The 12,872-nt window shown below is 70.7% G+C and carries 4 protein-coding genes; all 4 read right to left on the bottom strand.

Features of this window, described 5'->3' with window-relative positions:
• Positions 1-134: 134 nt before the first annotated feature.
• Positions 135-1,844 (bottom strand): carbamoyltransferase N-terminal domain-containing protein, encoded by a 1,710-nt coding sequence (locus ACFVHV_RS33820; protein WP_359897285.1) that lies wholly within the window; start codon positions 1,842-1,844, stop codon positions 135-137.
• Positions 1,845-1,856: 12 nt separating this feature from the next.
• A complete protein-coding gene (locus ACFVHV_RS33815; protein ID WP_359897286.1) occupies positions 1,857-2,861 on the bottom strand; it encodes a methyltransferase domain-containing protein in 1,005 nt (334 codons plus the stop codon).
• A 43-nt stretch (positions 2,862-2,904) separates the two neighbouring features.
• On the bottom strand, positions 2,905-11,400 hold the full coding sequence (locus tag ACFVHV_RS33810; RefSeq protein WP_380356378.1) for an amino acid adenylation domain-containing protein: 8,496 nt from the start codon (positions 11,398-11,400) through the stop codon (positions 2,905-2,907).
• A partial coding sequence (locus ACFVHV_RS33805; protein WP_380356376.1) for a condensation domain-containing protein occupies positions 11,397-12,872 on the bottom strand: 1,476 nt, incomplete at its 5' end. The genes ACFVHV_RS33810 and ACFVHV_RS33805, both read right to left, overlap by 4 nt.

The following is a 12,872-nucleotide window of genomic DNA, read 5'->3' as shown; positions in this document are numbered from 1 at the left end:
GCCCTTACCCCCCCCCCCCGGCCTCCAATCCCTTCCGGGACGAGGTGTGGCCCGGGGGGGGGGGGGGGCGGGGGGCCCGGGCCCCGCCCCGGGCCCCCCCGCGGGCGGGTCGAACTCCCGTCGGGAGCTCCCCGTCAGGCCCTGCTGTAGAGCACCCCGTCGGCCCAGACGTGCTCGGTGCGGCCCCATGCCATCGCGGACGCCGCGTCCGGGAAGAAGCCGTGGCCGTTGAGGTTGGCGCTGGTGTTGCACAGCACCGGGATGCCGCTCAACTCGTGGTACGCGCGCAGGATCTCGGCGAGCACCGGGTCGTCCTGGTCGCTGACGGTCTGCAGGCGCGCGGTGCCGTCGAGGTGGGTGATGGCGGGTACGCGGTCCAGCCAGTCGGGGCGCACGTCGTGGTCGAAGAGCATGTACGGGTCCGGGGTGCCCGGGTCGAAGATCTCGGGGGCGTGCTCCGTGAGGCAGATGGGAGCCACCGGCCGGTAGTGCTCGCGGTTCTTGAGCTCGTTGAGCAGGTCCTTCATCGCCGGGTCGTTGGCCGGCGCGAGGATGCTGCGCGCACCGAGCGCGCGGGGGCCCAGTTCCGCGCGGCCGCGCAGGAACACCAGGGGCTTGCCGCTCTCGTGCAGGATCCTGGCGACCTCCGCGGGCGTGCAGGCCCGCTCCGTCCAGCCGGCCGGGGTGCGGGGCGTCGAGACCAGGTCCGGCCCCAGGCGCTGGTGCCACTGGACGGCCGAGACGCCCTTGCCGTGCGCGTACTCGGCGCACGCCGTGCCGATGGCGGAGCCGGAGTCGTCGGGGAACGGCGGCACCCAGACGTCGTTGAAGAGCGGGTGGGCGCGCAGGGCGCTGTTCCACTTGATGTTGAGCGCGCACCCGCCGGCGAAGGCGAGGTTCCAGGGACCTTCGCCCTTCCAGCGCGTGATCTTCTCGACGATCCGCTCGACGAGGAGGTCCTCCATGAACTGGTGCATGCTGGCGAGGACGTCCTCGTCCGGGACGCCGAGTGCGGCGATGTGCTCGGCGGCGTCGCCGAGGTAGGCGTGGGTGTAGCGGTGCGAGGGCTCGCCGTTGCTGCCGCAGCCGATCACGGCGCGGCGGTACTCGGCGACGGACCCGGTCGGCGCCTCGAAGTTCCGGTGGAAGGCGTCGCGCAGGGCCTCCTGCACGGCGTCCTTCGGCCGGCCGAGGGCGATGTACGCCATCAGCTTCCCGGCGACGGAGAGGTCGTCGACGACCCGCGAACGGTCGCCCGCCCGGCGGGCCCACGGCCCGAAGTACTGTGCGGCCATGGCGTACGAGTGGCCGATCAGCGGGAAGACCTCGCCGCCGTTCTCGACGGTGCCGCTCGACGCGTCCACGAAGTAGAGCCGCGGGAAACAGCCCCCGTCCCACACCAGGACGAAGGAGTCCTCCCCGCGGGCGGCGAAGGGGCTCGGACAGTAGGCCGCGGCGAAGTGGCTCGACATGTGGACGTAGCTGTTGTACTTCACCATGTGGCCACCGATGGGGAGTTCGCCGGTGACTCCGGGGCGGACCAGGCTGTTGATGGTGTCGTTCTCGCGGTAGGGCGCGACCTTGAGTTCGAGCGGTGTGCCGTGGTCGAGAACGGAGAGCCGGCCGAAGTCCGCGCCGTCCCAGCCGTCGAGGGCCCAGTTGTCGACGTCGGACACCTTGAAGCCGTGTTCGGCGAGGATCTCGGGAATCAGCCGGAGATCGGCGACGGGGCTGTAGCGGGCGTTGTTCGCCAGCTTCTGCACCTCGATGTTGAAGACGAGCCTGTCGTCCTCAAGGAGGGCCAGTCCGCCGCTGTGCGTGAGCTTGAGGCCAGCTGTGATCATGGTCGCTTGTTCCTAACTGACATGAGTGCGAAGCAAGTTGGCGTTGCGGGCGTTGGCTCGGGTCTGCTCCGTGCACCGGGCGAGGCCGGCCTCGTTCCCGGACAGCAGGGTGAAACCGGTCGGACGCAGCTTGAGTTCGACGCAGTGGAGCCGATCCTCGGGGCTCATGCCGGCGAAGATCTCCTGCAGCCGGGTACTCGCGAACAGGTCACTGCTCGTGAGGGTGCCGAACTCTTCCTCGGCCCAGTGCTCCGAGTCGATGAGGCCGGAGCCGCCGTCCCAGTTGATTCCGTGCACGACGGTCCAGTCCGTGCCGTCGCGGAAGAAGTCCGCGGCTTCCTGGAAGCGGTACGCGTTGACGATCGGATGGAGGTAGGCGTCGGCGTCGGCGGCGAGTTGGGTGGCCGCCGAGACCTCCGCGAAGGACGTGCGCGTGCCGTACTGTTCGACCGAAAGGGCGAGCCCCAGGTCCGCGAGAACCGTCTTCGAGATGTCCGCGGAGGAGTTTTCCATCAGCACGTGGACGAGCCGGCGATTCAGCAGGCGGTCGAACTCACCGTACGGATGATAGTACCAAGTGTAGGCTATTCCATCGTCTTTGAGGTGCTGCTGCAGCCAATTCACACCACCCGCGGGGTCCGCCAGGTGGTGAATGACCCCAGTGCTGGTGATGAGGTCGAAATGGCGCCCCAAGTGCCGGCCGCCGATCTCGGCATGCCGGAAGTCAACGTTGTCACAGTCGTGATTCCTTGCCAACCCCCGGGCCACCGACAGTGAATGCTCACTGAAGTCGACGCCGAGGAATTCGGTGTCCGGATACTGCAGGGCGAGACCGATCAGACGGTGCCCGGTGCCGCATCCGGCGTCCAGCACCTGGCAACCGTCCAGGGACGGAAGGACCAGGTCGAGACCCATCGCGACGTCGTAGATGGGCTCGGTGTCGGAATTCGGCAGCGGGTAGGGGAACTCCTCGTAGAGCGCGCGTACATCGCCCGAGGACGGCGGGTGGGACGGCATGAATGAACTCCTGTCCGTACGGAGAGAACTGTGAAACGAGCCGCTACTCGACGCCGCTCGCGGTGCACTGCTCGATCGCCTTGGAGATTTCGCCGGCCAGCACGCCCGCATGAGCCGCGCGCAGGAAGGTCAGATGGTCCCCCGGCGTGGGCCGCGCATCGAGTTCGGCCACGAAGGGTGACCAGCTGTCGGCGATGGACAGCGACCAGGGGGAACTCTCCGCCTGGTAGAGCAGCACCGGGCAGGAGACCGCCGGCGGCCGGTAGTGGAGGAGCGCCCGGGTGTGGGCCTCCATCGTCCTGAGGTGGGCGAGGAGTTCGCCGCGGCGCAGCGCGAGCATGTCCGCGGGAAGGTTGAGCTCCAGCATCAGCTCGGCGACGGCCTCGGACCGGGCCGGGTCGCCCGGCGCCGCGTCGGTCAGCCGGCCGAGCAGATCCGCGGTGGCGGCATGGTCGCGCGCGACCAGGTCCATGGCGCTGCTGACCGGCAGGCAGGCGTCGAGGGCCACCAGCAGGGCGACTTCGCCGCCGGACTCCTCGATCAGCCGGGTGACCTCGATGGCCAGGGCGCCGCCGAAGGAGTATCCGGCCAGCAGGTAGGGCCCCTCGGGCTGCAGAGCCCGGATCGTCTCCCAGTAGCCACGGGCCATCGCCGCCACGTCGGACTCCGGCGGCAGGTCGAAGGCCACGCTGCGGGCCTCGATGCCGATCACCCGGACGGTCGGGGCCAGCGCCTCGGCGAGGTGGACGTATCCGCTGACGTTGCCGCCGCCCTCGTGGAAGGCGAACAGCGTCCGCGGCGACGTGCTGCGGTTCAGCGTCACGGTGGACACCCGGGCGCCGCCGTCCGGCGCGGGGGTGCCGACGGCCGCAGCCCGCGTGGTCGTCGCCCGCGTGGTCGTCGCGCGTGCGGACAGGTCCGTGATCGTCGGGTTCTGGAAGAGCAGCCTCGGTGTGATCCGCACACCGCGGCTCCGCGCCTTGGCGATGACCTTCATGCCGAGGAAGGAGTCGCCGCCCAGTTCGAAGAAATTGGCGTCCGCGCTGACCCGGTCGACCTTCAGGACCTCGCACCAGATGTCGGCCAGGAACGCCTCGGTCGGCGTCGAGGGCGCCACGTACCGAGTGCCGGCCTCTTCCCGGTCCGCCTCAGGAGCGGGGAGCTGCTTCCGGTCCACCCCCTTGCCGTTGGCCATGACGGGCAGCACGTCCAGGAAGGTGAACACCGAGGGGATCATGAAGTCGGGCAGCCGGCGCGCGCACCACTCCCGCAGGTCGGACACCGCGGGGCGGTCGCCGTCCGCGGCCAGGCAGTAGGCCACGAGGCGCCGCGCGCCCGGCTCGTCCTCGCGCAGCAGCACCACGCCGGCGGTGAGCCGGGGGTGGGCGCTGAGCGTCGACTCGATCTCCCCCAACTCGATTCGGAAGCCGCGGAGTTTGACCTGGTCGTCGATGCGGCCGAGGAAGTCGAGCTGCCCGTCGGGCATCCAGCGCACCAGGTCTCCGGTCCGGTACATCCGCCCCGCAGTACCCCCGGGGCGGGGGTCGCGGACGAAGCGTTCGGCGGTCAGCTCGGGCCGGTTGAGGTACCCGCGGGCGACGCCCTTGCCGCCGATCCAGAGCTCGCCCGGAGCGCCGATCGGGGCCGGGCGGCCCGTGCCGTCGACCACCAGGACGTCGGTGTTCGCCACCGGTGCGCCGATCGGGACGACGGACACGGGCCCGGTGAGCAGGCACGTGGTCATGTTGACCGTGGTCTCCGTCGGCCCGTAGATGTTGAACAGCGGTACGGAGGTGCGCCGGAACCAGCGTTCCACGGAGCTCGCGTGGACCCGCTCGCCGCCCATGCTCATCAGCCGAAGGCGTGGCCCGGGCCGGGTTCCCTCCGCCAGGTGCGAGATCAGCTCGTTCCATACGAAGGGCGGCAGCTGGCAGACGGTGATGTCCTTCGTCCGGATGGTCTCCAGTACCTCCACGGGGGTCCAGTCGTCGCCCCTGGGGACGAGGCGGGCACCGGCGATCAGCGTCGGGAAGATCTCCCCGACGGATCCGTCGAAGGTCACCGAGGAGAACTGCAGGTAGGCGTCGTCCGGGGTGAGCCCGTACTGGCGGCGCATCTCCTGGACCCGGTCGCTCATCGACCGGTGCTCGATCATGACCCCCTTGGGCCGGCCGGTGGAGCCGGACGTGTAGATCACGTACGCGAGGTCGTCCGGGCCCGCGAGCGGTGCGGGATCGTCCACCGGGGCGGCGTCGAGCAGCGCCGCGTCGGCTCCGCGGTCCAGGCAGAGGGTGCCCACCGAGCCGGGCAGCCGCCCGACCAGGTGCTGCTGGGTGACGACCACCGGCAGGGCCGTGTCCTCGATCATGAAGGCGAGGCGCTCGGCCGGGTACTGCGTGTCCAGCGGCACATAGGCACCGCCGGACTTCAGGATGCCGAGCACCGTGACGATCATGTCGAGCCCGCGCTCCAGGCACAGACCGACCATCGTCTCCGGCCCGATCCCCAAGGTCCGCAGGTGGTGGGCCAGTTGGTTCGCCCTCTCGTTGAGCTCGCGGTAGGTGAGGGTGTCGTCGCCGAACTCCACGGCGATCGCGTCGGGCCTCTCCCGCGCCTGGGTCTCGATGAGTGCGTGAACCGGGACGTGGTCGGCATGGGGGAGGTCCGGGCCGTCCCACCGGGCGAGTTGCGACCGGTCCGCCTCGGTGAGCAGGTCGACGGCGCCGAGGGTGCTCTCCGGGGCACTGGTGAGGATGGTGGCGAGCAACTGCTCCAGGTGTCCCGCCATGCGCTTCGCGGCGGCGTCGTCGATCATGCTGCGGTCGTGGACGAGGTGGAGGTAGAGACGGCTGTCCGAGTAGGCGGCTCCGAGGACCAGGGGGTAGCCGGTGCGCTCGACGTACTGGAGGCGGCGCCTGCTGAGCCCCTGCGGGAGGTCGTCGCCGCTCAGCAGCTCCGGGTAGTTCTCGAAGATGAGGATCGAGCGGAACAGGGAGCCGGGTATCCCGCTCCACCGCTGGATGTCGGCGAGCGAGCTGTACTCGTACTGGCGGAGCTCGACGTGCCCGTCCTGCAGGGTGCGGAGCCAGTCGACGAGCCGCGCGTCACGGGGGACGGAGGCGCGGACGGGAAGGGTGTTGATGAAGAGGCCGACCATCGACTCGACGTCCGGCAGGTCGGCCGGGCGCCCGGAGACCGTGGAGCCGTAGAGGACGTCCTCGCTGCCGCTGTAGCGGGACAGGAGCAGGGTCCACACACCCTGGATGATCGTGTTGACGGTGATCCGGTGGGCCTTGGCGAACTCGCCCACGCGGGCCGAGAGTTCGCTGTCGACCGCGAACTCCGTGTCGCCGAAGCCGGTTTCGCCGGTCTCACGGTCGACACCGAGCGGGCTGGGTCCGGTGAGGCCGTCCAGGGCGCGACGCCAGAACGCCTCGGCCTCGGACTGCGAGCGCTCCGCGATCCACTCGATGTAGCGCGCGTACGGCACGGGCTCGGGCAGCGCGGGGGCGGTTCCCGACAGAGCCGCGCGGTAGCGCGTGTAGAACTCCTGCTGGACCAGCTGGGCGCTCCACCCGTCGAGCAGCAGGTGGTGGAACGACCAGATCACGATCGTCCGGTCGGCACCGGTCCGCACCAGGGTGAAGCGCATCAGCGGCGGCCGCTCCAGGTCGAAGCCGCGGCGCCGGTCCTCGGCGAGGAGCCGCTCCAGGCGCTCGCGCTGCGCGTCGGCGCCGGCGTCACGCCAGTCGACCTCGTCGAAGCCGATCCCGGCGCGGGCGTGGACCGTCTGGCGGGCGCCGCTCTCGCCGTCGACGGCGAAGGAGCTGCGCAGGATGGCGTGCCGGTCCACGACCTGCTGCCAGCCGCTGCGGAAGCGTGCGACGTCGAGCGGCCCGGTGAACTCGTCCACGAACTGAACGACGTAGGGCCGGACTTCCGCCGCCTCGGCCGTGTGGGCCAAGGACTGGAAGAGCATGCCGGTCTGCATGGGACTCAGGTCGTACGTCGGGGGCTCGGTGTCCCGGGTGTCCCCGGCGGCCGCGCGCTCCTGCTGGGCCCGCACCAGCGACCTCAGGGCAGCGGTCACGCCTTCGACGAGCTTCTCGGCCGTCTGCCTCTCGTGGATGTTCCTGCTGTACGAGACGCTCAGCGACATGCGGTCGCCCTGGACACTCGCGGCGATGTCGATCACATGGGCGCGTTGTCCGTCCGGGTCCACGGACCCGCCGTGAGGCTCCCCGGCGTCGGCCGGCCGGCCGAGGCCCGGAACGTCGCCGTCGAACTGCCCGAGGTAGTTGAAGCTGATCTCGGGCCGGGCCGCGTCGCGCAGGCTGTGCCGCGTCTCGTCCGTTCCCAGGTGGCGCAGAATTCCGTACCCGACGCCGTTGTGGGGCACCGCTGCCAGCTGAGCGCCGACGTCCACCAGGCACTCCGCCGGGCCGCGGCCGGCTGCGAGACGCAGTTCGACCGGGAAGATGCTGGTGAACCAGCCCACGGTGCGGGACAGGTCCACGTCCTCGAACAGGTCCTCCCGGCCGTGCCCCTCCAGTGCGAGGAGCGTGCTCGACCCGCCGGTCCACGCCGTGACGGCCTGCGCGACGGCGGTCAGCAGCACGTCGTTGATCCGGACGTCGAAGGTGCGGGGAACGTCGCGCAGCAGCGCCGCGGTCTCCTCACCGCCCAGGGTGACCGTCACCGCGTCGTACGACGCGGTGGAGTTGTCGCCGGGCAGGTCCCGCGGGATCGGCCCGGAGGTGTGCGGCCGGGTCCAGTAGTCGAGTTCGTCGGTCGCCGCGGGCGTGGTCGCGTAGTGCTGAAGCCGGGCGGACCACGCCTGGTACGAGGTGGTCTTCAGGGGCAGTACGGGGCGCTCTCCCACCGCGAGGGACTGGTAGGTGTCGGCCAGGTCCTGGAGCAGGATCCGCCAGGAGACGCCGTCGACGGCAAGGTGGTGGACGGCGAGCAGGAGCCGCTGGCCCCGCCCGGCGCCGAGGTCGAACAGTGCCGCGCGCAGCAGCGGGCCCGACGCGAGGTCCATGCCCTGCTGCACCTCGTCGGCAGCGGCCCGCATCCGGGCCCACATGTCGTCGTCGGGCAGCCCGGACAGGTCGTGGTGCGCCGTGCACGGCGCCGGCTCGTCGGGGCTGTGGGTCTGGCGCCAGCCGTCGGAACCGTGCTCGAACCTGAGCCGCAGCGCGTCGTGGTGCTCCACGAGCAGCGCCAGGGCCGCGTCCAGGGTCGCGAGGTCGAGCCCCTCGGTCTCCAGGAGCTGGGACTGGTTGAACTGCGCCCTGTTCGACATCTCCAGGCCGAAGAACCAGTGCTGGATGGGGGTCAGCGCCGCCTCTCCCTGCACGGGCCCCTGTTCGGCCCAGACCACGGCGCCCTCCTCGGCGTGCCGGGCGATCTCGGCGACGGTCTGGTGCTGGAAGATCATGCGTGGGGTGAGGTGCAGGCCGTAGCGCTTGGCGCGGGAGATCACCTGGATGGTGAGGATGGAGTCGCCGCCGAGTTCGAAGAAGTTGTCGTGGACGCCGACGCGGTCGACGCGGAGGACCTCGGCCCAGATGCGGGTGATGGCTTCTTCGGCGGGGGTGTTCGGTGCGGTGTAGTCGGCGCCGAGCCGTGGGCGGTGGTTGCCGGGGGCGGGCAGGGCCTTGCGGTCGATCTTGCCGTTGGCGGTGAGCGGCAGTTCGTCCAGGTGGACGAAGGCGCTGGGGACCATGTGGGTCGGCAGGGTGCGGGCGCACCATTCGCGCAGGTCCGCGACGCCCGGTTCCGGGTTGCCCGGGGCCGGGACGGTGTAGGCGGTGAGGCGGCGGTCGCCGGGGGTGTCCTCGCGCAGGAGGACGGTGGCGGCCTTCAGGGCGGGGTGGCGGGCGAGTGCGGACTCGATTTCGCCGAGTTCGATGCGGTAGCCGCGGACCTTGACCTGGTCGTCGAGGCGTCCGAGGTATTCGAGTTCGCCGTCCGCCGAGCGGCGTACGAGGTCGCCGGAGCGGTAGAGCCGGTGCACGGAGCCGGCGATGTCGCGTTCGAGGAAGCGTTCGGCCGTCAGCTCGGGGCGGTTCAGGTAGCCGCGGGCGACGCCTGCGCCGGAGACCCAGAGTTCTCCGGCGACGCCGGTGGGGACGGGGCGTCCTGCCGGGTCGAGGACGTGTGCGCCGGTGTGGGGGAGGGGGCGGCCGATGGGGGAGACGGCGGGGTTGGCGGTGTCGGCCGGGGTGATGTCCCGGGCGGTGACGTGGATCGTCGTTTCGGTGATGCCGTACATGTTGACCAGTCGCGGGCCGTTGTCGCCGACGGCCTCCCACCACGGTCCGAGGCGTGCGGGGTGCAGTGCCTCGCCGCCGAAGACGACCAGCCGCAGGGACAGGCGGGCGGCCAGGGCGTGATCGGTCTCCTGCTGGAGCAGGGCGAAGGCCGAGGGTGTCTGGTTGAGCACCGTCACCTTCTGGTCGACCAGCAGGCGGGCGAAGGCGGCGGTGTTGCGGGAGGTCTCCTGGTCGACGACGACCAGGCGGCCGCCGTAGGTCAGTGCGCCCCAGATCTCCCAGACGGAGAAGTCGAAGGCGAAGGAGTGGAACAGCGTCCACACGTCCTCGGGACCGAAGCCGAAGTCGCCGTCCGTGCCCCGCAGCCGGTTCACCACACTGCGGTGCTCGACCAGCACACCCTTGGGCACACCCGTCGAGCCCGAGGTGTAGATGACGTACGCGAGATCATCGGGCGTCGCCGACGAGACAGGATCGCCTTCCGGCTCCTGTGCGATCAGCTCCTGGTCGGAGTCGACGCATACGGGGACGAAGCCGGCCTGCGGCAGGCGGTCGAGCAGTTCTGCCCGCGTCACGACCACCGGGGCGGAGGTGTCCTGCACCAGGAACGCCAGCCGGTCCGCCGGGTATTCGGGATCCAGCGGCACGTACGCGCCGCCGGCCTTCAGCACACCGAGCAGGGCGACCACCAGGTCGGGTCCGCGTTCCAGGCACACCCCCACCAGAGCACCGGCGGCGATCCCGCGCCCGGTGAGGTGATGGGCGAGACGGTTCGCCCGGGCGTTCAACTCACCGTACGTGAGGGACTGTTCGCCGAAGACCACGGCCACCGCGTCCGGACACTCCCGCGCCCGCTCCGCCACCAGACCGTGCAGCGTCGCCGCGTCGTCGACCCGCGGCCCATCGCCACTCCACTCCGCCGACAGGGCCCGCAGCTCCGCCGCGCTCAGCATCTCCAAATCGCCCACCAGCGCCGTCGGATCGGCCACCAGCGACGACAGCAGCTCCACGAAGTGCCCGACCAGACGCTCGACCTCCGCATGCCGGAAAAGGCCCTTGTCGTAGGTGATCTCCGCGAGCAGCGCCTCGTCGGTGTGGCTGACCGCGACGGTGATGGGGTACCCCGTGCGGGCCATCCCCTTCTGGTGGTGCACGGTGAGGTCTTGGGGCAGGTCCGAATCGCCGAAGCTCTTCGGGTAGTTCTCGAAGACGAGGATCGACCGGAAGAGCTGCTCGCCCTTGGGGACGGCGCTCCACCGCTGGGCGTCCACCAGCGAGGTGTACTCGTACTGCCGCAACTCGACGTGCTCGGCCTGGAGTTCACGAAGCCACTCGGCCACCGGGAGCTCGGGCCGCACCCGGGCACGGACCGGCAGCGTGTTGATGAACAGGCCCACGATCGATTCCGCGTCGGAAAGGTCTGCGGGGCGCCCGGAGACGGTGGATCCGTAGACGACGTCATCGCCTCCGCCGTAGCGGGAGAGCAGCAGCGTCCAGGCGCCCTGCACCACCGTGTTGACGGTCACCCGGTTGGACCGGGCGAAGGCGCCGAGCCGGGCCGCAGGACCGCCGGCGAGCTTCAGGTCGACGTCTCCGAAGCCGCTGTCACCGGTGGCGCCGCCGATGCCCAGCGCCGTGGGCTCGGCGAATCCGTCCAGGTAGCGCCGCCAGAACCGCTCGGCACGATCCCGGGACTGCTCACCCAGCCAGCCCAGGTAGCGCGCGTAGGGGACGGGGTCGGAGAGCCGGGCCGCTGTTCCGTCGACGGCGGCGCGGTAGAGGGTGAACACCTCCTTCTGCACCATCTGCGTGCTCCACCCGTCGAGCAGGAGATGGTGGAAGGTCCACAGGGCCGTCGTCCGCTCGTCGGCGAGGCGGACCACCGTCAGACGCAGCAGCGGTGCGGAGCCCAGGTCGAAGCCGCGCACCCACTCCTCGCTCCGCAGGACGCCGAGGCGGCGCTCCTGCTCATCGGCCGGGAACGACCGCCAGTCGAGCACCTCGAAGGGCAGCTCGACCCGCCGCTGGACCACCTGCAGCGGCTCGTCCAGGCCCTCCCACACGAAGGCGGTGCGCAGCACGGAGTGCCGGTCGACGACCGCCTGCCACGCCTCGCGCAACTGCGCCAGGTCCAGCGGCCCGGCGAAGTCGTCGACGGACTGGGCGACATAGGGGTTCGCGCCGGACGCGTCGTACAGGACGTGGAACAGCATCCCGGACTGGAGCGGAGTCAGTTTGTAGATGTCTTCGACGTTGGTCATCGGGAGAACCTTTCAAGGACTGACGCCAGACCCGCTTCATCGAGTCCCGCGTGCGGGAAGCTGTTGGCCGAGACGGAGGGCCGGCTCGTGCCGGAGGTCTCGTTGAGCCTGTCTGCCGCGTGGCTCCGCAGGCTGCGGGTGAGTGCTTCGATCGATTCCTCGGTGTACGTGTCGGTCGCGTAGGCGAGCTCGAAGGACAGCGATCCGTCCTGGAGCTCGGCGGTCACCTCCACAGGGTGGAAGCGCATGCCGACCGTTGTGACGAACTCGCCGCCTGGTAGGAGGAGTTCGGTGTTCTCGCCCAGTCCGGCGGGGGGTGGGCCGGGCGGTTCGGCGATGGTCAGGACCACGGCCGGCCGGTCGCCGCCGTCGCCCGCCGGGCGGAGCAGGCAGCCGACGGTGCGGGTGAGGTCCATGCCGTTGAAGGGGCGTTCCCGGCCGCTCGCGGCGAGCTCGACCCGGTGCGGCCCCCCGGCCCAGTCGCCTACCGCCGACTCCACTGCGTTCAGGGCCAGTTCGGCAAGCCGGGCACGCCGCTCGTCGGTGCTGCCGGCGGTGAGCGATCCGGGTTCCGACCGCTCCACCCGTGCCATCACGCGGGCCGTGGGGGAGGAGCGGTAGGTCCTCGTGCCGTCCGCGAGGTGTGCGGCCCAGGCCGTGAAAGGCGTGCTCTTCAGGGGCAGGACGACGTCCCTGCCCGCCGCGAGCGCCTGGTACGCGAGGTCCAGGTCCGTGAGGAGGATCGGCCAGGACTCCTCGTCCACGGCGAGCCGATGGGCGACGAGCAGCAGGTGCCGGGCCCGGTTCTCACCGATGTCGAAGACGGCACCGTGGAGCAGCGGCCCTCCGGACGGATCGAGGCCGGCCCGCAGCGCCTGGCAGATTGTCGCCATCTGCGCGCGTCCGTCATCCTCCGTCCGGTCCGTCAGGTCGTGGTACGCCAGCTTGCCGGCCTCCTCGGCCGCTGTCGTCATGCGCCTGCCGTCGGCTTCCGGCCCGAAGCGCAGTCGCAGGGCGTCGTGGTGTCCGATCACCGCCGTGAGCGCCCGGCGCAGTAGGTCGGGGTCGAGGGCGGGGGTGGCGATCAGCCGGACGGTGCTGCCCCGGGCCGGGTCGTCCGCGGCGTCGAGCAGTGCCTGCTGGTACGTCGTCGCCGGCACATCGGTGCGCTCCGCGGAGGTCACGCCCGTGTCGGGAAGCGCGTGCGCCGACAGTTCCTCGACGGTGGGGTGCTGGAACAGCATCGGCGGGGTGAGGTGCAGGCCGTAGCGCTTGGCGCGGGAGATGACCTGGATGGTGAGGATCGAGTCGCCGCCGAGTTCGAAGAAGTTGTCGTGGATGCCGATCCGGTCGATGCCGAGTACGTCGGTCCAGGCTCGGGCGATGACCTGTTGCACGGGGGTGTGTGGGGGGACGTACTGCTCGTCGAGTTCGGGGCGTTCGGTGTCGGGTGCGGGTAGGGCTTTGCGGTC

This window comes from Kitasatospora sp. NPDC127116, assembly GCF_042677365.1.
GTDB classification, from domain to species: domain Bacteria; phylum Actinomycetota; class Actinomycetes; order Streptomycetales; family Streptomycetaceae; genus Kitasatospora; species Kitasatospora lactacystinica.
This window is presented reverse-complemented; position numbering and strand designations above follow the sequence as displayed.